Below are 22,803 nucleotides of genomic sequence, written 5' to 3'. Positions count from 1 at the left end.
ATTGTCACCTGGTTACTCCAGCTGGATAGCTGCTCCAACTGTTCCCGGTCCTGTATGGGCACCTATTACGGCTCCAACCTGCGCAAACATCTCAGCCGGTTTTTGAAAAGCATTCTCCAGTTCTTCTTTCAAATATAGTCCTGCCTGGGGAGCCGCTCCATGCGCAACGGCAAATTTAATATTTGTCCTTTTCCCAGCGAAGTCCTGAAATGCCTTGACAATGCTTTTTAAAGCTTTCTCCTGACTCCGGACTTTGCCAAAATTCTGGTAAACTCCGTCATCACCTACCCGGATTACCGGTTTGATATTCAGCAGTGTCCCCATAAACCCTGATACCCTGCCGATTCTTCCGCCTTTTTGGAGGTATTCCAGCGTATTTAAGGTAAAAAGCGTTTCAATGCTATTTCTGGCCTGTTGAAGCTTATCCAAAACTTGAACTGATTCCAAACCCTCTTTGATAGCTTTGGATGCCTCCATTACCATCAAGCCCAGACCGAGGCTTATGGTCTTAGAATCCACTAGATGAATGGCACCTTTTATTTTCTCTTTGGCCAGATGGGCCGCGTTCAACGTACCGCTTAAGCCGGAAGAAATATGAATGGAAATAACCTCCTGATATTCTTCAAGAAGCATCGAGTATAACGAAACAAACTGTTCCGGGGAAGGCTGAGAGGTTTTCGGAAGCTCTTCTTCCTGTTCTAGACATCGATAAAATTCTTTGGGGCTAATTTCTCCATCCACAAAACTTTTTTCCCCAAATAGAATTTTAAGAGGAATAACATGGGCCAGACATTTTTTCGATAGTTCGTCCGGCAAATCCGCAGTGCTGTCAGTGACCAAAGCAATTTTTTTCATACTTCATCCTACTCTCTCTTGAAATATAATCTGTTCCATCTCTTTATATGTCTCTTCTTATATCTCTCCATATCATCCCAATATATCAATCACGGAAGATTCACTGGCGCAACATCGGATTCCCCGACCCGGGCACCTCTGACAATGATAAACTTAAGCTCATACGTTTGTCCGTTTGTATTATTCTCTATATTCCGCCATTATCCCTTTAAAAGCAAGCAATCCGTTTTGGGATAAATCGGTGTTAAAAGGGATGCATCCTTCTGATTGGATACATCCCTCAGTTTTTTGATTCAAACAAACCAAAATCCTTCTCGCAAAGCATATTCTGACTTACGTCGTTTGCTGCGACGTTAATTCCACGTATACTGCGTTGGATTCTTCTGAAGTATTCAGTTCTTTCACCCATATTCTCAGGATATCGCCTGCTTTTAAATCACTCAGATTAATGCTGGTTTCCTGAGCGCTATCTGCGCCCGCCGTTCTACTAAAAATTGGTGTATCTTCAGCAATGACAATTGTATAGTTCATTCCGGTCGCCTTATCATTCATTTCCCGTGCCGGCGAAGTTCCTGCACTCGTATCTCCTTGTTCCAGCGGAGCTGCTTTCTGTTCGCTTTGTGAAGAATCCGAAGATTGCAGTTCTGCGACAATCAGTTGTTTTTCACCCACACTGACCACTTTTCCGAGTAAATCCATCTGCCGGGTTGGCCGGACTCCCTCGGTCTGTGTGCTTTCCATCTGTGCTGTTACCGTGTCGTCCGTCGCCGTCGAAGAAGTACTTGCCGAACACCCTGTCAACACGATCAGTAAGGTAACAAGTCCCACAACTAATAACTTCTTTTTCACTCACAAATTCCTCTTTTCTTGGTTATTCCGCTAGATCTACTTCAAACCAAAACTCGACGCCATTTTCCACGTTTTGAACCCCATATGCATTGCCATGCTGTTCCTGAGTGGCCCGGACGATCGACAAGCCAAGGCCTGTGCCGCCATAAGAGCGGGTTCTTGCTTTGTCCACCTTATAAAAGCTGGTCCAAATCTTATCCAGAGCTTCTTCCGGAATGGGAGTGCCGGAGTTGAAAACGCTTACTCTGGCTTTTTGTCCTGTTTTTTCGAGCTTGACATTAATTTCTTTGCGCTGGTCTGCATGATTGATCGCATTGACCAGATAGTTCACGATGATCTGTTCAATCCTGTCGATATCGGCATTAACCGTAAATTTATCCTGAATTTCCTGGGTCAGCTGAATATTTTTCTCTTTGATCGGCAGCATATTCTTTCTGAGGACAAATTCAACCAGTTCGTTTAAGTCAAAATCTGTTTTTTCCAGCCGGGTGTAGCCCGCATCGATCTGCGATAACTCCAGGAGCTGTTTGACAAGCTTATTCATCTTGGCGCTTTCATCAATGATCACATTACAATAGAAGTCTTTATCCTCTTCACTTTCATTGACATTGACCTTGAGTCCCTCGGCATAACCCTGGATCAGTGCAATCGGCGTCTTTAGCTCATGTGAAACATTGGAAATAAATTCTTTTCTCATGTCGTCTATTTTTCTTTCTCTTTCGATATCCTCCATGAGCTTTTCATTGGCCTGCCGGAGTTCATTGATCGATTTCTCCAATTGGGTGGAAAGCGAGTTAATGCTTGACCCAAGTTCGCCAATTTCGTCGTAGGTCCGCACTGGGTATTTTTTGCCAAAATCCAGTTTGACCATGGCCTGGGCGATCTCATTCAGACGAAGGATGGGTTTGGTAAATCTATTTGTAAAGAAAAATACGATCAGCACCCCGATAACCATAATAAACAAACCCGTAATAAGAGAAAACTTATTGGCAATTGCCGCACTTTCCTCGATCGCGACGACCGGAGTGTTTAGGTACAGATAGTCTCCGTTATTTAACCGTCCAACCAGATTAATAAAATCGGAATTCAGTCTGCGGTCAGTGGATTTAACAATCACAGGCTGCGTGGAATTCTGGGCATCTTTAAGGATGGTAATATCAGGAATAAACGAATAATCCGAGCCTCCAGGCTTTTTGAATGGCTCATGAAAAAATTCTTCTTCTTTTAATGAAGAAATATATTTGATATACATGGATGAATCAAGAATCGTAATGTTCAGGCCCTCGGTCCTCTCAATTTTCTCCAGATTGAGTAAAATATCGAACGGCTCGCCATCATAGTTTTCATTGATCTCATGGTAGTACTCCTTCAAGGTGCTTTCCTTGTTCAAGTAGTAATACTTCGCAAGAAACTGGTCATTTAAAAACCACGAAAGCAAAACATACAATAGGGTCAGACAACTTATGGCAGTGAATAGTTTTAGTTTGATTGATGATTTCATTAGAATTACCTCAAATTCAGATTATCTCAAATCTGTATCCCAGTCCTCTGACGGTTTGAATAAAGTCTCCTTTGATCCCTAATTTGTACCTTAACCGTTTGATATGGGTGTCCACAGTTCTGGCGTCGCCATAATAATCGTAATCCCAGACTGAATTCAAGATCTGTTCCCTCGATACAGCCAGGCTTTCATTGTCTACCAGATATAAAAGCAGTTCATATTCCTTCGGGCTTAAATCTACCCGTTCTCCGTCAATACTTACAACTCGCCTGTTTTTATCAATCTCCAGGCCGTCAAGGTTTTTAACGCTAGCCTTCGGATCGCTGGTTCTGCGAAGAAGGGCCTGCACCCGCGCGACCAGGATCAGCGGACTGAAAGGTTTCGTAATATATTCATCTGCGCCCAGATCAAAACCGAACAGCTCATCCGATTCCTCAGATCTTGCCGTCAGCATGATGACCGGAGTCTGGCCGCTCTTTCGGATTTCCCTGCATACCGTCCATCCATCCGTCTCGGGCATCATGACATCCAGGATAGCCAGGCTGATATGCTGTCCAGAATGAATAATATCCAGGGCCTGTTTCCCATCTTCCGCTTCGATGACGGTATACCCTTCCTTTTTTAAAAAATCAGCAACCAGTTTCCTCATTCTGGCTTCATCGTCTGCGATAAGTATATTCCCTGCATTCATTGCCTAACCCCCTTTAGGTTTTCCCAACAGTCCATGATTCTATTTGTCTCAGGAGGGATTGTATCCCTGGATGATATTCTAAGGAATGAATGTGTACATTTCGTGAACAACCGATTAATATTCTGTGAAAATTCAGATCTTTGAGCCGACATGGTTTATTGCGTTCTTACCGACCCTTTTGGACTGATACAGGCCAGCATCGGCGGTCTCAATCAGATTCTGGGCTGTCCTGCCATCTTCCGGATAAGCAGCCAATCCAATAGAAACCGAAATATCCGGTTCTTCACTGACTCTCTTTCTGAACCGTTCGGCAATAATCAGGGCATCCGTTATTTTAGTTTTCGGCAAAATGACCAGGAACTCATCTCCGCCGTAACGACCAAGTATGTCAAACTCCCTGATATTTTCCTTGGCAATACTTACGACCTTTTTGAGAACCATGTCCCCGACGACATGTCCCCGGTTATCATTAATGCTTTTAAAATTATCAATGTCAAAAAGCATGAGAGTGAATTCGCCTGTCTTGGGATCATCAATCAGGTTTTTAAAATAATTCATAATCCCCTTTTTATTATATGCATCGACCAGGGGATCTCTCTGGACCATGTTGAGCAGGTGTTCATTGTGCAATTCCATTTCCAGCATTTTTCTCTTTACTTCGTAGTTGATGGTTTTATTGATGTTCACTAGCTTCTCTTCAGCGTTCGCCAATTTTAAACGATACGGCTCCTTTAATGTTTTTTGGATATAACAGTAAAACAGCAGGTACCCGGCAAACTGACATAACGGAATCAAGAAAGAGGAATTGGTAGGAAACTCATATTGGAGCAGCTGTCCAAAACCCATAAATATGACTCCCCAGGTCAATGATATCTGCTTTTCACCGAGGAATCTATGCAGCAATATAATAATGCCGGCGGCCAGGACGACAGCCGCTCCGCCTAAGAATTCCGTCATCGTCAGAATAACCGGCAGGTGGTCCGCATTCATGACCGTGAAAAGTACCAGAAACGGGAAAATCACGCTCAAAGCGGCAGATGCAGCGTAATTCTTCCACCGCCACGATAATATCAGTATAAGCAACAAGCAGAGAAAAGCAAAATTTGTATGATGAAGCACTTTTATACGCAGTACCATATCAGGATATGCTATACTAAGCAGCGCCAAGAGAAACGGCGCAATAAAACTGAATCCAAAAAGAGCCGAAAAACTCTTCTCCTTGTTCATGGTAAATACAAATGCCAAATTCAGAAAAGAAAAACATAAAATAATAATGACTGCAGCCTGATCATTTAAATAGGCATAGAACATTTTAATCCCTCTAATCTTTTCTCGTCTGATTAACTGTAAAATTCGACATTTTCTTCTATATTCCTGTTTTCGTTTATTCTTGACATTTTTTTCATCGATACGGACATTTTGCCGGACTTCAACAAATAGACTTTTTTGTCAAGATGAAATGAGGTAAAATAATACCAGTAACAATATGAATGTCCTAAAGGAGAAATGTGCGTGTTTTCGGAAAAAGTAATCAATAATTTAAAGAATGCCTCCTGGATTAGAGCAATGTTTGAGGAAGGCGAAAGGCTCGCCAAAATTTATGGACGCGAAAACGTCTATGACTTCAGTTTGGGCAATCCCTTTTCTGAGCCGCCAGAAGAGGTCATTGAATCTCTGAAAAATTATGTCACCGGGAATTATAAAGGAATTCATAAATACATGAACAATGCCGGCTATCCCGAAGTCAGAGAAAAAATTGCTCAGTCGCTCCGGAGTGACAGCCAGATCGGACTTACACAAGATAATATCATTATGACTGTCGGGGCTGCCGGTGGGCTGAATGTTGTCCTGAAAGCACTTCTGAATCCCGGTGAAGAAATAATTATCTTTGCACCTTATTTTGTGGAATATATTTTCTATACGGATAACCATGGTGGGAAACCTGTCATTGTGCCGCCGGATCCCCGGACACTCGAGCCGGACCTGGATGCCCTAGAAAAAGCGGTTTCGCCCAAAACAAAGGCGATTGTCATCAATACCCCGAATAATCCAACCGGCATTGTCTACAGCAAGGAGAAGCTGGAACAAATCAAAGAAATCCTGCAGAAAAAAGAAAACGAATACAGTACGATCATCTATATTATCTCCGATCAGCCCTACGACCAGATTGTCTATGACGGGATGAAAATTCCGAACATCCTATCGATTTTTGAAAACAGCATTATTGTCAATTCCTTCAGTAAATCACTCGGCCTTGCCGGAGAGAGAATAGGATATATTGCAGCGAGCAGCAGAATTAAAGACGCTGACGTGCTGAATAACGCCTTAAGCTTTTGCAACCGAACGCTGGGGTTTGTCAATGCTCCCGGATTGTTCCAGAAAGTTATCGGTGATTCTCTGGACGTCAAAACAGATACCGCAGATTATCAAAAGAAAAGAGATTATTTATATGAGCATCTGACTGCGCTTGGTTTTGAATGTGTCAAACCACAGGGAGCCTTTTACCTTTTCCCCAAAGCACTGATTGAGGACGATGTTGAATTTGTCAAAAGAGCCGTTAAATATAATTTACTGCTTGTCCCAGGAAGCGGATTTGGCTGTCCCGGTCATATCAGGATCTCCTACTGCGTAAGTATGGATACCATTGTAAATTCCATTCCTGCGTTTGAAAAACTGGTACAGGAATTCCGATCCTGATAGCTGATCGAAACGAGCTCTTGTAAAAGAATTGCTTATTTAGGAGCATCGCTAATTACTTGAATTCGTATTCAGCGATGCTCCTTTTACAGTTGATTTGGTAACACCAGAATATCAAAAATTCTGTTTAACGCGGTCGCATCAGGGCTGGCTTTGATGCCGGCGCTTAGGCCTGAGGCGGGTCATATAAGTCATCGGTAGTCGTATCGATGACCTTGATGTCTCGTACACCTGTCAGGGCTCCGCTGGATGTCATGAATATATTGCTTTCCACAATCGTATTCATAACGGCCAGGGCCTCGGTCTGATTCAGGTCCTCCCGCGGATCAGGAATCGTAATGGTGAACGTCTTCCCGCCGGCGGTGGCAAAACTTAACCTTGCCACTTTGCTTGTGGTAATGGCCATGGGCTTCTTACCCCCTCTCCCCGGATTTTCCTGCCGGTCACTCCATGATCAGCTCAAAGTTCTTGCGCAGTATCACGTCGAGCACCGGATGCAGCGACAGTCCGAATAAAGCCTGCACAACCTCGAAAAGCGCCTGTTCCGTAGCGTCGGGCCGTACATAACTCAGGCTTTTCTGCCTGCTGATCGGGGCGCCAGCGGAATTAGTACCCTCCTGGTAGGCTACGACCAGCGCCGAATTCAAAGGTACCGCTACAACTGCCATTCCTTTCGCCACCTTTCTTTCGTATGGACAAGCCGTGCTTACCGGCATGTCCCTATACTTTATGATTTTGCTTGTCCAAAAGTTACCATTAAAATGAAGCATGTCCCAAATTATTCAACGTTGAATAATTTGGGACATGCGTTGTGCTGAAGGAAGCCAAAGACCTGCTTCCGCATGGCGGATGGGGCAAGTGGCTGGAAGAGTCGGTGAGCTACTCCCAGATTACGGCTGATCGGCTTATGCGTATTTATAGCGCCTACGGGAGCAATCAGCCCTCTTTACCCGAATCCGACGCGCAGGCGCAGGAACTGCCGAATTTGACCTCCTCTCAGGCTCTGATTCTTCTGGGACTCCCGCCGGAAGACCGGGCTCAGTTCCTTGTCGAAATGGATGCCGAAGGCCTGAGCACGCGAGCGTTGAAAAAGGCTGTTGATGACTGGAAACTAGCCCGGCAGGACAAAGACCGGGCCTTTGAGGAACGGGATCAGGCCCTACAGGAAAAAGAGGATGTCCGTCAAAAGCTGGATGACGAAAAAGGCAAGAATGTTGAGTTAACCGCAGAGCGCGACAAGTTGAAGGCTGAAACGAATCATCTGAAGCAGACCAAACAGAAACTCGAACAGGAGATTGAGAACGGGAAGGCGGCCTATGATAAGCTCAAGGAAAGGATCGGTTATAAAAATATCGAAAAAATGAGCGCTGGGCTTACGGAAGCGCATAACAAGGCGGAAGCCAACAAAATCGCATTTTTATACGACACCCTGAACAAAACATTTAAGGAACTGGCCTATGAGATGACGCGGTTTGCCGCCAAGAATCCGGACGCACACGCCATGTATCAAGAAAAAGTGAGGGACTTTCTGCTCAAATCGATAAAGGAGAAATTGTGAAGCTTAAGGCTGGCTGCTCAGGATTTTAATTCTGCCAGTGTAACCTTAACGTCTTTTGTGTTCTCCTGACGATAATAGGTAATGGTGACCGTATCTCCGACCTCAAATTTAAACAATTCATGGGTCATTTCAAGAGAACTGGTGATCTCAACACCATTGACTTTGGTAATGACATCTCCGGCACGAATCCCGGCTTTATAGGCAGGCCCTCCGGTTGAGACCGCTGAGATATAGGCGCCAGCAGGCCAGCTCTGCTGAGAAGCCCATTCAACAGTATACCGTTCATCGATCGAGACCAGAATGCCTGGATGAGCAGCATAGCCTTTCTTGATCAGCTGTTGGATCGTCGGCCAGGCATCCGTAATCGGAATCGCAAAGCCCATTCCTTCATAGCCGGTGTCTTGATTCTTCGCCGCATTAATGCCAACGACCTTTCCATGATAATCTACCAGCGGTCCTCCGCTGTTTCCGGGGTTGATCGCCGCATCGGTCTGAATCAGATTAAAACTTGCTTCTCCCTGCAGTTCCAAAAAACGGTTCGTCGCTGAAATCACACCCGTCGTCACAGAGCGGGCAAAATCTTCTCCACCTGGATTCCCAATCGCAACCACAGGTTCTCCGACTTGAAGTGTGCTGGAATCTCCGAGACTGACTGCAGTCAGTTTGTCGGCGGATATTTGAACAACGGCCAGATCTGTCCGCGCATCTCCTCCCACGAGTTTACCTGTGATATTACGCCCGTCAGCGAGACTTACCACCAGTTTCTCGGCATCTTCAATAACGTGATTGTTGGTCACAATAAGCCCTTTCTGCGCATCGATAATAAAGCCCGATCCGCTGGCTACTTCGGCAAGCTCACTTGACCGGCCAAATATATTACCGCCGCTCTGGAAATTGGCAATCCCCACGACAGCCGGACCTATTTTTTTCGAAATTTCTACCACCGGATACGTGTTGCCATTACCGTCTGTACTCGTCGAAGTATTCGCGACCGCCGAGGTTGTGACGAGTGAATTCGTGTTAGCCGAACTGCCGCTCTGGTTCTGGATACTCATGATTTCCGGATAGATTACCGGGGCTAAAGTGAGAGAGGCCGTCCCGCCCAACAAGGCGCTGATGATCGCGACAACCGCAATAACCATGATCCCCGGTTTCTTTCTCTGCGGCCGCTCCCCATTGTACGGATAGTCATGATAAGCGTTATAGTCTTTATAATGGTTATTGTTGTTAAAGTCCACGTCATTCCCCACCTTTTTAAATTAAACTTACTTATGCAAAATAATCGGGTTACAGATTATTTATTATTGTAATCATTATTTATGACAATCCTGTGAACTTTTGTTTACAGAATTGTGAAAAATGGCCCCTAAAAATCCGTTCTTAATTTTTTCTGCTTACATCACATCTCATCTTATGATCTGCCCGTAAAGTACCGTTCTCCGCATTTCGGACATCTTTGCAATGAAATCGGCACCTCAAGCCCGCATTGGTTAAGCAGCTCAGCATCCGCCAATATCTCGGCAGCCTCTCCGTCGGCAGCAATTTCGCCGTCTTTGATCACGATGACTCTCTGGCTGATGTCCAGGATCATATCGAGATCGTGGCTTGTAATGATTTTGGTATGTTCAAAACAATTCAGTAGATTGATGACTCTACGGCGGGATCTCGGGTCAAGCGATGCAGTCGGCTCGTCCATGATCAGGACATCGGGCTGCATGGAAAGAACAGACGCAATCGCCGCTGCCCTTTTTTCGCCGCCGGACAGTTTAAAAGGCGGCCGGTCTTTCAGATGTAGGATGCCGACCATTTCCAAAGCTTGAAGAACCCTGCTTTCTACTTCCTTTTCATCATAACGGTAATTCCGGGGACCAAAGGCCACATCGTCATAGACCGTCGACATAAAAAGCTGGTCATCCGGGTCCTGGAAAACCATTCCGAGTCTTTGGCGGATTAACGGCAGTGTTTTTTTGGTAACGTGAATATCGCCTACCAACACCTCTCCGCTGCTCGGAAAAAGAACGCCCATCAGTAGCATGAGCAGGGTGGATTTTCCTGCGCCGTTTGCACCGACAATGCCGACCGACTCCCCATGATGAATCGTGAACGAGATATCCTTAACCGCCTTGTTACCGTCCGGATAAACATAATTAATTGTTCTGGCCTCTAACTTATGATGGCTCATTTAGCTTATCACTCCTGATATTAATAGACCGATCATCAATGGGATATTAATCATTCTAGCAAAAATGAAAAACAACAGCCAGCCGCCAAAATAAGCTCCGTCCCTTACAGTTATCCTGGTGTCGGCTCCTGCATAGTATTCTCCTGTAAAACCACGTACACACATTGCCTGATACACTCTCTCCGCCCTGTCAATGGTCCGCAGGAGCAGCTGACCAACGAGCGTTCCCCAAGCACTGGGGTGAATGCCTTTTTGTTGGGGGGCCCGAAGCTTATATGCCCTTATGCTTCTGGATACTTCTTCGATTAATACGGAAATATACCTGTATGTCAGCAGAAGCTGCAAAACAAAAAGCCGCGGAACTTTCAGCATACGCAAACCTGCAGCAAGTTTATCCATTCCTGTCGTACAAATAAGAATCAGGGCAGCTGTGATCGTTAAGAGACTCTTCAGCAGGATTGAAGCAAAAGTAATCCACCCTCTGGACAATGCAAGTCCGCCCACTGTAATGACTTGAGAATCAAAAAACGGGTTTAAAATACCGATTGCAATAATAAACGGTTCGATCAGGAGTAATCTTGCCAGCACCTGTTTGACCGGCAGCTCTGCAAGAAAAAATACTACCACCGGATAGAAAATCAAGGGCAGCAAACCGATAATTTCGTGCCTGTCATATGAGACCACGACGAATAAGTAGGCGATAGTCGTCAATATCTTAATCAGCGGATGAAGCTTATGGACAAACGTGTCCTTATAGGCCAGCTCATCCATAAGCCTCATGTTGTACAACGAACTTGTAAAGTCAGCCATTATTGCTTTTCAATCCTACTTCCGGAACAGAGTAATTCAAGGCAAGGATATCGTTCCCCGCCTCAAGATGGTTCATGCAGTAACTTTCTTCTTCCTTCTCTTCACGGAACGGATAAAGAACCCTATCATGACTGCCAATACGAGTGTCATCGCGCCGCCCACCAATCCGGATACGGTTGTTCCTGCATCTACAGCTGGCCATGCGACCTCAGCGCTTGTCTCTGAGACCTGTTCTTCGCTCACGCTGCTATCATTTTTAAAACTGTAATCCGGCAAAAATGCTGTTTTACTTTGAATATCGGCCAATATGCCATAAATTCCGCCAGACTCTGCCAGTTCCGTGATCCCGGCGGTCTTTTCCATAGACCATTCCAAGCCGTCCGGATTTGACGATGCAAACCAGGAAAGTCCTCCACCGATAATGACTGCTGCAATAGCAAGTCCGTATATAATCCTTTTTATGGAAGTATTGCCTGAGATTTTTCCCGATACCTGCTTCTCAATAAGTTCAGGCCTCGCTTTCCATACAAAAGTGAGCACTGCGGCGGTAACCAACCCTTCTACAATCCCGATTGCAAGATGAATAGGCTGCATCATAAGTACAAAAGTTGAAAACGGAAGCTCAGTCTTTCCAGAAAAAAACGTCTCCAAGACAACGCTGAAAGCTCCCAACTGAAGCCCGACAACCGCTGCAATCATCGAGCCAGCCATAATGCGTTTAGCCGAAATCCCTTTCTTAATAAACCACTTGGATATCAGCGGATAAGCAATAAAACAGGTATAGAATCCCAGGTTGAATACATTGCAGCCGTAGGCCAAAAGTCCGCCATCGCCAAAAAACAAGGCCTGTATCAACAATATTGATGCCATGGCCAGGAACCCGGCGTACGGCCCAAGCATAGCAGCTAGAATCAGCCCTCCTCCAAGATGTCCGCTGGAACCCGTTCCTGGAATCGAAAAATTAATCATCTGGGCTGCAAAAACAAAAGCTCCCATAACTCCCATCAAAGGAACCTTTTTTTCCTCCATATCGTCTTGAATTTTTTTTATCGAATAAGCCGCTACCCCTGCGGTAGCAACCCACATGGTTCCACCAATAACCGGCGAAATCAAAGCATCTGCCATATGCATTCCCCAACACCTCTATATTTCTGTATATTTTTCACAGACTTTTCAACAAGGCATCAATTTCTGCTTTGTAATCGCAAAGCAATCTTGCTTAGATCAATTATAAATCACTCTTCAATTTTTACAATCCTGGTAGGGGGGATACATCGCATATCTTCTTCACCATTTATTCTATTTGTGCGTTGAACTAAGAATAGACCCTATGTCCAGCTGTTCAATTAATTACGGCAGGAGGTCCTATGTTCAAACCAATGCCCATTAAGGTATCAAACCTTGCACAAAACAAAAAACCGGGCGTGGCCACGGACTTCAAAGCAAATCTTCTTTTTCCTTTTTATGAACATTCGTCAGTGGGTCAGTGTTATTTTTTATTTACCGTGATCAGGTTTTTTTCCCGAACTAAACACAAAGTTGCGCTGAGACCAGTAACTGAATAAGAAAAGTGTTAATTCGGTGATAATTTTGGCAAAGACTAACGGTGCGCCGATCAGAATGTGGAAGAGATACATCAGCCCGTAATTGCAGGCCATGATAAATACGACGAGTGAAAAATATTTCGGGGCGGATTTATGATGTTCCGTGCTTTTGTTTCGGGAAAAGACAAAGTAATGATTCATACTGTAATTGAAAATAGAACTGCAGACTCTTGCCCCGGCTACTGCGATCAGCAGATTTGATGTAGAGAATTGAAACAGCAGCAGCAGAGCAAAGTCAAGCGCTCCGGACATCAAAGAAGAGGTACAAAATTTAAGGATCGGGTAATATACTCTGGCTGAATCTGAAAAGGTCCGAAAATGGGAAGACCTGTTTTTTTCGTCATATACTGTATTGATCCATACTTCGTAGAACAAATAGCCTGCTGCCTTCGCTTCGAGCAGAATGTTCATTTCATATTCAAATCTTTTCCCCTGGATACTGCCTAACCAGTCCAGCATATCGGCTGAATACCCTCTTAGACCTGTTTGCGTATCCGTCAAATGCGAACCCGAAGAAACAGAAAATACTGCCCGGGTTACCGTATTTCCGAAACGGCTGCGCGGAGGAACTTTGCCGCAAAACTTCCGGGAGCCAAGAACGATAAATTCGCGGCGTTCTTTGGCAACCTGGGCAACTCTGATGATATCTTCAGGCAAATGCTGTCCGTCACTGTCGGCACAGATAACCCCTTCTTTTTCACCTTTTTCCTTGATATATCGAAATCCCGTCTTCAGGGCAGCCCCTTTGCCCTCATTGGCCGGATGTGTTAATACGGTGCAGCCCAATTTGCCTGCGGCCTGGAATATCCTGCTATAAGGCTTACCGCTGCCGTCGTCTACAATCACAATCTGAAAATCGCACTTTTCTTTTATATTCTCTATCAACCTGAGAAGCCGTTCATCCGGTTCATAGGCTGGTATAAGTATCGTCATCGAATTTCCTCCTTACATTACTGCACGATTATATCTATTATTGTAAGGATTCATTATGTCCGTTTCGTGAACTTTCAATTACGGTTTTATGAATTCAAACATCAATATCATTGGTAAAACAATAGTGAACGCCGTACCTTTTTCGAGTATGCTCGAATGATTTTATTCAAATGTTGAAGCAACTTCCTTAGCCATTTGTTCGAAATCAGACAGCTGGTGGATGAATTTTTCAACCACTTCCACATCGAATTGGGTCCCGGATCCCTGAATGAGCTGATTCCTAGCTTCCTCAAACTTCAGTCTGGAGCGGTAGCGGCGGTCGGAAATCATCGCATCAAAAGCATCGGCAACAGAAATAATTCTCGCCAGGAACGGGATTTCATCTTTTGTCAGCCCTTCCGGATATCCTTTGCCGTCGATGCGTTCATGGTGGCATTTGACAATCGGGACCACCTCTTTGAACATCGATACAGCCGACAGGATTCTCGCCCCTTTCAAGGGGTGTTTTTTAATTTCTTCATACTCTTTCTCGTTCAGCTTCTGGGACTTAAATAAAATATCATCTGAAGTACCGATTTTCCCAACATCATGGAAAATGCCGCTGATCCGCAGCAACTCAAGCTCCTCCTTGGAAAAATCAAAAGCCTCACCGATCTTAACGGCAAAATAGGCTACTCTGTCGGAATGACCACGGGTATAAATATCCTTCGCATCGACGACCATTCTCAGGGCTTCAATCGTATCCATGTAGGTTTCTCTGAGCTGATCATATGTTTTATTCAGCTCATCATTTTTAATATTCACCAGGGAATGCAGAAACGCATTATTGATGGATGAGGAGGCCTGGTTGGAATAGAGCTCAAGCAGTTTCAGTCCATCCTCAAGATCGTCCCCTTCTACAAAAATGATGCCAATGTCCTGAAGATATTCGTTGATCAGAGGAATAATTACTTTTTTATCAAGCTTAACGACCTTTTTATTGATCCTGGCGCTGCCGATAAACTCCATCAGTTCCGGATCAAGCATTTCCATGAAATCGGCCACTTTTTTCTTATATTTCCCGATCCCTTTAAATATGCTGTTATTGCCGGAACTGATCCTGGTGATATCATCGATCAGAATAAAAGCATTCTTGCTATTGACCAAAGGCAGGATTTCAGCCAGGATATCCTCCAGAATGTTATCTATCGGCTGAAGCTGATAGATTTTAGGAACAGACTGCAGAATTTTGTTCAGGCCTTCCTGGAACTTCTTGATCGTCCGCATTTGGGAAATCGATTTGATCCCGGATTCAACAAGCAGGAGCAGCTGGTCAAAGCGGTCACCTTTTTCACAGTAACCTTGGATTTCCAACGCTTTGATGGTTTCCAGCGGCGGAGCAAGATCCTTGTGTCCTGTCAGCAAAAGAATATACAGTTCGTTGTTGAATTCTCTGATTCTCTCTACGACCTTGTCTCCATGGATCGGATACATTAAATAGTCAAGAATCAACAAATCGTACTTCTCTTCACGGACTTTTTCGATAGCCTCCAGTGGATCGGTCAGTCCGACGAATTGGTAGCCGCTTCTTTTCAGGACGACGGACAGCGAATCAATGATTCCTGGTTCGTCATCAACAATTAAGATTTTGTAGTCCAGATTAACGCGATTAGTTGAACGTCTCATCGTTAGCCTCCTGTACGTGTGCGGATAGATAAGGAATCGTGATATAGAATGTAGTGCCAACGCCTTCCTGCGATTCAAACTTCATATTGCCCGAAAATCGTCCTTTAATTGTAGAATACGACATGTATAGTCCAAGACCTGTCCCATTTTTACCTTTGGTCGTAAACATTTCCTTGAACAGTCTTTTCTGCACTTCCTCAGGAATACCCTTACCATGATCGCTTAAAGCAAATTTGAGGTTATGTCTTTCTTTGTAAATGCTGAAACCGATTTCTCCGGTTTGCCCTTCATAAGCATGCATTGCGTTGATGATCAGATTGTCAAATACTTGTACCAGGCTGTTCAGTTCTCCTCGTATTTCTGTCTGCAGATCAATTTGAAAATCAGGTTTAAGCTTGCAGTGGTATTTTTTCAGCTCATGCTTCATCAAAACATCAATTCTTTTGACCAAATCTTCCACGGTAAACTTATCTGAGCCTGCGTAGTTCATCTGTACCGCCTGACCTTTAACTGCACTGATAATGTCTGTCATATAGGAACAGTATGGCTTCATCTTATCGAGCCATTCCTGCATCTCTTTCGCAATCTCATAATGATCGGCAGGTGATACAGCTTGATCTTCAATAGATTCCTTGTATTCATTCGTTAAATCCTTGAGTGCTTCGATACCTCCGGCAATCGACATGATCGGTGTTTTCAGGTTATGGGCGATTCCGCCGATCAGCTGGCCAAGCGAAGCCAGCCTCTCCTGTTCCAGAATGATAGCCTGATTTTCTTTCATCGATTCAATATTCGCTTTTTCTTTTTCCTGGATTTTATTGAAGGCAATAATCAGATCTCCGATTTCGTCATTGGAGGTGATCGCCAGCTTCTGATCGAGGTCAACGTTAACGCCATGCGAAATGTCGGAGAGGTTTTTGGCCACCCTTGAAACGTCTTCACCGAGGGACCTGGAGAAGTAGTTTAAGACGATAAAGTTTAAAATAAACAGTGCAATGAAACTAATAATAAAATAGAGTACAGTATTATTGGAAGATATATCATATTTGATCCCCAAAATATAGGATCCGTCTTGACCATTTACTTTAATAGAAGCCCCTTGGGAATCGAGTCCATAACCCTCAAATATTCTTCCGCCATACTTATCTGACACATCAATAGCATATTGAATAAAAAAGTCACTCGCGTCCATGTTGTCCAAGGAAATATATTTTCCACTCGGTGTAATCATAAATCTGGAATCCGTTTTCTCATTTAACAGCTTGATATGACTTAAAACCTCTCTCGCCTTTGCTTCATCATAAATGCTGCTTACTTCATACTGCTGAAGTTGATCCTTATAGACATCAAAGATTAAATCGCCTTTTTCGGTTATCAATCTTGAATACCCTACCAAAGAAGTAAATAAAATAGCCAGGATAATTGTTGGTAAAACATGAAGCAGAATTTTTCCGCGGACACTTAATTTTATTCCCTGGAGTTCATTGTACCGAGACGTGTTTAACAATATTTTTGTAAAAATTCTTTTAGCGAATATAAATGAAAAAAGTGCAGCGAGCGTAGCAAATGAAAAACTTAAGATCAGAATCTTATAAATCATAACGGCAGGATGACTGCCGGTAAAAACTAAAATTAAGATAATAACCAGCATAGAAACCACAATTTGCCCCATATAGATGATATAGGGCAGATTTAAACACTTTTTACGAATCTTCAGCAATTTATTTTGTGAATCAGGAGAATCATCATTAAGCAAAATAGCCCACTCGTCAATATCTGACAATGTTTTTTTAAGAAAAACAAAACTAGGAACAAGGATTAAGATTGTTATTATCGAAAACTGTGCCATATAGGAGATGTAGGATACTTTTATATCAAAATCCGTATTAATTGAACCAGGCGCATAGTTAAAGATAAAGGGAATCAGAAAATAGATAACAATGACAGTACATAAAATAACAAGATTATAAATCAAGGTTATTTGAAGACTAATACTTTTATTAAAATATTCCCTGAGTTTATTTAACATACGATATCCCTTTTACCTTGCTTTTCTTTCAAGTAATCCATTCTAAACATGTATTGCAGAATTTGGGAAACGTATTCCTTACTGATTTCCGGCCAAGCAAAGTTTTCATTATTCAATACTTTTTGAGTCACTTCTGATTTAACATTGACCGTTTGTGAATAAGCAGAAAATTTTCCTTTAAGCAGTTCGTTGACAGCAGGACTGATATTATGCTCTTTCATATTCTTTTCAACAATTTGAACAAAAACATCATTCGGGACAACTTCAATATCAATGCCCAGGCTGTTTAAAATCTCAACTACTTTGACCAGACTGATTGTTTTATGATTAAACAAATGGAAAATACGTGTTCCGGCAGATAAATTGATTAACTTGGCTATCGCTTCACTGCAACAATCAACCGGAGTAAATTCCAATTGTTCATTCGCCCAGATTTCCGGAACAAAACCAAGCTCAATAATTGCTTTGATCCTCTCATAGAAACCATTTTCCTGAATGTTTTTCTGAAATTGCCCGTCATTGTAACGACCGGTCAAAACGCCGATGCGATAAACATCCGCCTTCAAACCATTTTTGACGTTCTGGTAAATGAAGCGTTCCGATTCAAACTTGCTTTTTACGTAAACATTCCCACCGTAATCCTGTCCGATATACAAGTCTGATTCTGTAAAATCTACCTTTTCCTCGTGAATATTATTTGTAAGATAATTTCCGGAGACTGTGATCGAAGATACATAGTTCAGACGAATATCCCCCTGCAGACAAAAGTCAGCTACTCTTTCTGTACCTTTAATGTTGACATCCAGATAGTCCTCATATAAACCGTAATGCTTTACGATTGCGGCTGAATGAATGACTAGATCGATCTTATCCAGAAGGTATTGATAAATATTACTATCCAGCCCCAGCTGAACCTGCGTGACGTCACCGGGAATAATGATAATCCGTTCATCTAATTCCTGACTGTATTTTCCGTTGAAATAGAAATCCAGTTGTTTGCGCAGTTTATCTTCTGCTTCACAAATCGTTTTCCCTCGCAGTAGACAGTAGATATTACAGTCTTTTTGCTTAAGAAGCTGTTCGAGCAAATGTATACCTAGAAAGCCGGTAGCTCCAGTAAGCAGGACATGTTGTGCCTTCTTTAGGCAGGGCTTAATATCATAATCAAGTGCAATATCTTTGACAGGATCATCCTTGATTTTCATGCTATCTATGATGTTTTTAGCTGATTCCATGCCGTCAAATATTTGTCTGATCGTCTGATATTCATAAAGCTCCTGAATTCCGATATCAATTCCTTTTTTCATTAACAGGACTTGAAGCTGAACAATCGTCAGTGAGTCTCCACCTAAATCAAAGAAATTATCATCAATACCGACGGATTTTCTGCCCAACAACGAACACCATACTTTAGCGATTTTACGTTCAGTTGGATTTCTTGGTGGAACAGGTTTGACTGCTTTTTCTTCATACTCTGGCAGCGCATTTCTGTCTATCTTATTATTCGGAGTTTTAGGTATGAAATCGACCGGGATAATATGGCCCGGAACCATATAGTCAGGCAGATACTGAGCTAAATAGGCTTTTACCTCGGTGCTGCCTATTTCGGTGTCTGCAACAATATAAGCACATATTACTTTGCTATTGTTTGAATTCTCTTTGACAACCGCAACTGCCTCTCTGATATGAGGATGTTTAAGGAGCCTGTCCTCAATCTCTCCAAGTTCAATTCTATATCCCCTGATTTTAATTTGATAATCAGTTCTTCCCAGAAATTCAATATCCCCTTCCGGATACCATCTGGCAAGATCGCCCGTTTTATATATTATACCGCCTTCATCAAATGGATTCTCAATAAATCGTTCAGCGGTTAATCCTTCCTTCTCAAAATACCCCTTGGAAACACCCATCCCACCAATATATAGGTCTCCGGGAATTCCGATAGGCAGTAAATTCAAATACCGGTCAAGGATATAAATTTTCGTATTGGCAATAGGTTTGCCAATATGGGGACGGCCTTCAGCAGTAAGATCAGCAACTGTTGACCATACTGTTGTCTCCGTTGGTCCGTACATATTATAAATTTTCGCTCTGCAAACACTCTTAAGATTATTTAATAGCGAAGGAGTAAAAACCTCACCACCGATCATAATTTCCGAAAGATTCATTAAACTAGCTAACTCTAGTTCGCTGTTTAAGAGTAACTGGATTCTTGAAGGAGTTACTTGAAACATCTTGACGTTGTTATTAAGTATTACATCATTCAATTCTTTCGGTATGATCTGCTGTTTTTCATTTGCGACGACTACAGTCAACCCTTTACTCAGCGGCAGCAGTGATTCAAGAACAAATATGTCAAACGAAATCGTTGTGACTGACAGCATGACCTTCTCGGGAGAAAAGTCAATCTTTGCCGTTATTCCCGAAATCAGATTCACGACGGCTGAATGCTGGACCATGACACCCTTGGGCTTTCCAGTCGAACCGGAGGTATAAATTAGATAGGCAATATCCTGTGGTGTATTGACTTTCTGCAGGTTAGCTAATCCGGTCAGTTGTTCATTGTTACTAAAAACGTCGATAATTTCCCCGTTGAAATGGATCTCTTTCATGAGTTTCTGACAGGTTAACAGAATAGCAGTATGGCTATCCTCGAGCATGTAATCGATTCGCTGGGACGGATAGTCCGGATCAATCGGCAGGTAAGCACCGCCTGCTTTCAGTACTGCCAGGATCGCTATCATCATCTCCAGAGAACGTGGAACAAAGATTCCTACAAATTTGTTAGGCCCAACACCTTTGTCCCTGAGCACTTTAGCAAGCCGGTTCGCTCTTTGATTCAACTCATAGTAGGAAATACTGCTCTCCTCAAAAATCAATGCTGTCTTGGCAGGCGTTTTTTCTGCTTGTTCTTCGAATAACTGGGCAACCGTTTTATTGTGAGGGAAGAATAATCCAGTGTCATTGAACTCACACAGGATTCTCTGCTTTTCCTTTTCTGAAATCATCTCTAGTCTGGAGATTTTTTTCACGGAATTGTCCAGCGCATGCCAAAGAATCCTCAGCACATGGTCATGAATAAATTCAATTTCCTTGCTATAGAAAAGATCCGTCAGATAGTCATAGTCAATAATGATATTGCCGTCGTCTTCGCGTTCGTTAATATGAATATAAAGTGATTCTGTCTGGTGACCGCAAAAATGCCATCTGCCCTCACAGCTATTGATATCACTATTCTTAATAAATTTGGCATTTTGGTAAGATACGGCAATTTCATATAATTTTTCGATACTTCTGTTGTGTTTTCTGACATGTTTTAAAATTTCATCATACGGATATTTTTGATGCCTCAGGATATCCATCCAGTTTCTGGTCAGCTTATGGCAGAAATCCTGAAAATTCGTATCATTATCGATATTAACCCTAAGCGGTATCGTGCTGATGAACATTCCGACTGTTTTCTTTTCCCGAGCATTGGCTCGGTTCAGTACTGGCACCCCAAGAACAATATCTTCTTTATTGGAGATTCTGTTGATATAAATACAGAGCGCGGAAATATAAAGGGTAAAAATCGATGTTTTATTTTCCAGGCAGTATTGAGAAATTTTTTTGGACAATTTATTTGGAATTTTAAACGTTTTTCTAACAGCTTCAGTATGGCTAATCTTGGCTGCTTTGCTTTTCAGCGTGGTCATTTCTGGTGTATCCGTAAAGACATTCTCCCAGTATTCCTTATCTTTGATATACCTGGGAGAATGCAGATATTCAAGCTCACTATTGACATATTCTAAATAAGAAGGGTCATTTTCCTGTTCATAGGAAACGCCTTCTTCCAGCATATTGTAATTCTCCATAATTTTATTGCCTATATAAACAACAGTCCACCCATCAGAAATCAGATGGTGGATTTTGCAGTATATCACATTCTCTTTTCCGCTGATTTTAATAATAGAAAAATAAACCAGTGGGCTGTCGTTAATGGTAAATGGTTTTTTGGTTTCCTCCTGATCCCAGGCATACAGCCGTTTGAGGCCGCCGCTTTCACTGAAATCGAATAAATCTATTTTCGTATATGCAAATTCGGCAACATATTGGAATACCTGTCCGTCCTTTTCCCTAAACCTGAGCCTGAGCGCTTCATTTTTCTCGATCACAAGGTTGATGGACTTTTCGAGAAGCCTGAGATCTATGCTGTCTTTAATTTTCAGGGTTGAAGCAATATTGCCGATACTGGTTCCTGGATGAAGTTTCTCTAAATACCAAATACTTCTTTGCGGGATTGATAACGGATAATACTCGACCATAAAACAGCGGCCCTCCATAGATCTGCAAATTTTCCCATACCCTGTCGACTTGATCAACCCAGGTACGTGTATTCAGAGAAGCTCAAAAGTCTGAATATTGGATGTTTACTACATGAACCTTGGGACTGAATTCTTTTTCGCAGCCGCATGCTGCCACAGCGTAACCCGGATCAAATGGATAAATATGAAAGTACAGCCCTTCATTCGGATAAGAAAAACTGGCTCCGGCCATGCTGGAAAAATCAGCTTCTTTAAGATTACCCGCAAGGCCTGTACCCTTTGCTTTAAAATAGCTTTCTTTAAGCGTCCAAAGTTTAAAAAAGTATTCTTTTTTCCTGTCCAGGCTAAGCCCCGTTAAGAAAATGTTCTCTTGTTCGGTAAAATGCTGCCTGGCGATCTCTGGGTCAACCGGTCTGATTCGTTCGAGATCAACACCTACTTCTTGACTGCTTGTCGCACAAAGAACCCATTCTCCGGAATGGGCAACACTGAAATGAAATGCATCCAGGTCTTTGACATAAGGCTTGCCATAATCGTTTACACCAAAAGAAATTTCATCATTTCCTCGAAAATAATTTTCCCTGACGATTTTGCGAATGAGCAGTTCTCCTAGTAAAGATCTTTTTACATCATCTATGTACTTCAACCTGGCCAAACTGCTTTTTCTTTTTCCCGAGATCAATTGCGTATAGGCATTAATCTCATTTTCGCAGATACATGCTAAATTACAACCAAATAGGTTAATCATGGAACATTAATTCTTTATTTTTCCGGAAATTCCTTTAACAAAATCCATATTAGGTGTAATTTTTAAGTCATATAATTAGGTAGTAAACTTTCTAAAAACCTGTAAATCAAAAAAATAGGACACCCTGAGTCATATTCTAACATTTGAAAATGTGATAAGCAATTTTTTTCGACAATATAAGGCATTTTTTACATCTTCCTTGAATTTGCTGCAGAAGGTCAGAAAGACAGCGTGGCGCTTATGGCCCATGCTGTCTTTCTGTCTATCGAAGAATCGTTGATTGCCCAACCATCTTAGATTGAATAAGAAAAATGTTATTCAGATCATTTAGAAAACGATCCCCATTGCAATTAAGAGGAGAATGATAACCACTACGA

18 protein-coding genes are annotated in these 22,803 nt (G+C 42.7%); 2 read left to right on the top strand and 16 right to left on the bottom strand.

All coding sequences use genetic code 11. The features are described 5' to 3' along the window. Positions 1 to 12: 12 nt before the first annotated feature. From A7D23_RS13725 to A7D23_RS13705, 5 genes are all read right to left on the bottom strand, one after another. Positions 13 to 855, bottom strand: a complete 843-nt coding sequence (locus A7D23_RS13725; RefSeq protein WP_015044790.1) for a DegV family protein — start codon at positions 853 to 855, stop codon at positions 13 to 15. 333 nt (positions 856 to 1,188) lie between these two features. Then, positions 1,189 to 1,704 carry a hypothetical protein gene (locus tag A7D23_RS13720; protein ID WP_019224644.1) on the bottom strand — a complete coding sequence of 172 codons (516 nt, stop codon included), beginning with the start codon at positions 1,702 to 1,704 and terminating at the stop codon, positions 1,189 to 1,191. A 22-nt stretch (positions 1,705 to 1,726) separates the two neighbouring features. Then, complete coding sequence (locus A7D23_RS13715; protein WP_019224643.1) at positions 1,727 to 3,205, bottom strand: HAMP domain-containing sensor histidine kinase; 1,479 nt, start codon at positions 3,203 to 3,205, stop codon at positions 1,727 to 1,729. A 16-nt stretch (positions 3,206 to 3,221) separates the two neighbouring features. Continuing rightward, positions 3,222 to 3,896 (bottom strand): response regulator transcription factor, encoded by a 675-nt coding sequence (locus A7D23_RS13710; RefSeq protein ID WP_019224642.1) that lies wholly within the window; start codon positions 3,894 to 3,896, stop codon positions 3,222 to 3,224. A gap of 132 nt (positions 3,897 to 4,028) precedes the next feature. Then, positions 4,029 to 5,207 (bottom strand): GGDEF domain-containing protein, encoded by a 1,179-nt coding sequence (locus A7D23_RS13705; protein WP_019224641.1) that lies wholly within the window; start codon positions 5,205 to 5,207, stop codon positions 4,029 to 4,031. Between the two features lie 201 nt (positions 5,208 to 5,408). Here A7D23_RS13705 and A7D23_RS13695 point away from each other — a divergent pair, with 201 nt between their 5' ends. Further along, on the top strand, positions 5,409 to 6,593 hold the full coding sequence (locus A7D23_RS13695) for a pyridoxal phosphate-dependent aminotransferase (RefSeq protein ID WP_019224639.1): 1,185 nt from the start codon (positions 5,409 to 5,411) through the stop codon (positions 6,591 to 6,593). 166 nt (positions 6,594 to 6,759) lie between these two features. Here the strand turns inward: A7D23_RS13695 and A7D23_RS13690 are convergent, their stop codons facing one another. Next, positions 6,760 to 6,999 carry a DUF2922 domain-containing protein gene (locus tag A7D23_RS13690; RefSeq protein WP_019224638.1) on the bottom strand — a complete coding sequence of 80 codons (240 nt, stop codon included), beginning with the start codon at positions 6,997 to 6,999 and terminating at the stop codon, positions 6,760 to 6,762. A gap of 37 nt (positions 7,000 to 7,036) precedes the next feature. Next, the gene (locus A7D23_RS13685; protein WP_019224637.1) at positions 7,037 to 7,261 is read right to left on the bottom strand and encodes a DUF1659 domain-containing protein; all 225 of its coding nucleotides are present in this window, start codon (positions 7,259 to 7,261) and stop codon (positions 7,037 to 7,039) included. Between the two features lie 143 nt (positions 7,262 to 7,404). Between A7D23_RS13685 and A7D23_RS13680 the strand changes: the two genes are divergently transcribed. Then, positions 7,405 to 8,151, top strand: coding sequence for a DUF3102 domain-containing protein (locus A7D23_RS13680; RefSeq protein WP_019224636.1), 747 nt, complete (start codon positions 7,405 to 7,407; stop codon positions 8,149 to 8,151). Between the two features lie 17 nt (positions 8,152 to 8,168). Here A7D23_RS13680 and A7D23_RS13675 read toward each other — a convergent pair whose 3' ends face one another. The 9 genes from A7D23_RS13675 to A7D23_RS13635 all read right to left on the bottom strand — a co-directional run bounded on the left by A7D23_RS13675 (position 8,169) and on the right by A7D23_RS13635 (position 22,426). Beyond that, positions 8,169 to 9,389 (bottom strand): trypsin-like peptidase domain-containing protein, encoded by a 1,221-nt coding sequence (locus A7D23_RS13675; protein WP_019224635.1) that lies wholly within the window; start codon positions 9,387 to 9,389, stop codon positions 8,169 to 8,171. A 173-nt stretch (positions 9,390 to 9,562) separates the two neighbouring features. Continuing rightward, complete coding sequence (locus A7D23_RS13670) at positions 9,563 to 10,333, bottom strand: ABC transporter ATP-binding protein (protein WP_025206194.1); 771 nt, start codon at positions 10,331 to 10,333, stop codon at positions 9,563 to 9,565. Beyond that, positions 10,334 to 11,143, bottom strand: coding sequence for a cobalt ECF transporter T component CbiQ (gene cbiQ, locus A7D23_RS13665; RefSeq protein WP_025206195.1), 810 nt, complete (start codon positions 11,141 to 11,143; stop codon positions 10,334 to 10,336). Positions 11,144 to 11,215: 72 nt separating this feature from the next. Then, complete coding sequence (locus A7D23_RS13660) at positions 11,216 to 12,274, bottom strand: energy-coupling factor ABC transporter permease (protein ID WP_019224634.1); 1,059 nt, start codon at positions 12,272 to 12,274, stop codon at positions 11,216 to 11,218. 365 nt (positions 12,275 to 12,639) lie between these two features. After that, positions 12,640 to 13,680 carry a bifunctional glycosyltransferase family 2/GtrA family protein gene (locus A7D23_RS13655; RefSeq protein ID WP_019224633.1) on the bottom strand — a complete coding sequence of 347 codons (1,041 nt, stop codon included), beginning with the start codon at positions 13,678 to 13,680 and terminating at the stop codon, positions 12,640 to 12,642. 162 nt (positions 13,681 to 13,842) lie between these two features. Next, positions 13,843 to 15,345: an HD domain-containing phosphohydrolase gene (locus tag A7D23_RS13650; RefSeq protein ID WP_025206196.1), complete on the bottom strand. Its 1,503-nt coding sequence runs from the start codon at positions 15,343 to 15,345 to the stop codon at positions 13,843 to 13,845. Beyond that, positions 15,329 to 17,374 carry a HAMP domain-containing sensor histidine kinase gene (locus A7D23_RS13645; RefSeq protein ID WP_019224631.1) on the bottom strand — a complete coding sequence of 682 codons (2,046 nt, stop codon included), beginning with the start codon at positions 17,372 to 17,374 and terminating at the stop codon, positions 15,329 to 15,331. The genes A7D23_RS13650 and A7D23_RS13645 overlap by 17 nt, the downstream gene beginning before the upstream one ends. Further along, a complete protein-coding gene (locus A7D23_RS13640; protein WP_025206197.1) occupies positions 17,368 to 21,678 on the bottom strand; it encodes a non-ribosomal peptide synthetase in 4,311 nt (1,436 codons plus the stop codon). Before A7D23_RS13640 ends, A7D23_RS13645 begins: the two co-directional genes overlap by 7 nt. Positions 21,679 to 21,760: 82 nt before the next feature. Next, the gene (locus A7D23_RS13635; RefSeq protein ID WP_025206198.1) at positions 21,761 to 22,426 is read right to left on the bottom strand and encodes a 4'-phosphopantetheinyl transferase superfamily protein; all 666 of its coding nucleotides are present in this window, start codon (positions 22,424 to 22,426) and stop codon (positions 21,761 to 21,763) included. Between the last annotated feature and the right edge of the window lie 377 nt (positions 22,427 to 22,803).

This window comes from Dehalobacter sp. TeCB1, from assembly GCF_001707455.1.
Classification (GTDB): domain Bacteria; phylum Bacillota; class Desulfitobacteriia; order Desulfitobacteriales; family Syntrophobotulaceae; genus Dehalobacter; species Dehalobacter restrictus.
Note: the sequence above shows the minus strand (reverse complement) of the source record. Positions and strands in the feature narration are given on the sequence as shown.